1 protein-coding gene is annotated in these 319 nt (G+C 34.8%); it reads left to right on the top strand.

The annotated features are described in order from the left end of the window. The coding region (locus ACFINO_RS10975; RefSeq protein ID WP_375655883.1) for a histidine phosphotransferase family protein at positions 1 to 319 on the top strand (319 nt) is incomplete at both ends.

Below are 319 nucleotides of genomic sequence, written 5' to 3'. Positions count from 1 at the left end.
ACTTTAAAATGGCAAATTCCTGCTTTGCTTTTACCCAAAAATGAAGTCAAACTTTTGCTTAATTTGTTATTAATTGCAAATGCAACAGTTTCGCGTGGGGGTGAAATCGTTGTTATGATTGTGCAGGGTGAGAATCAACATTCTTTTCGGTTTGAGATTTGCGGTAAAACTCTCCGTATTCCTTCTCATTTTATTGCGCTATATAATGGGGAAATTCAAGAAGAATTTATCGATGCACATGTTATCCAGTTTTATTACACAATGTTACTCGCTCAGATGACAGGTATGAAAATAAATATCAATGAAACTGACAGTTGTG

It is taken from the genome of Bartonella sp. AA83SXKL (assembly GCF_042196965.1).
Taxonomy (GTDB): Bacteria; Pseudomonadota; Alphaproteobacteria; order Rhizobiales; family Rhizobiaceae; genus Bartonella.
This window is presented reverse-complemented; position numbering and strand designations above follow the sequence as displayed.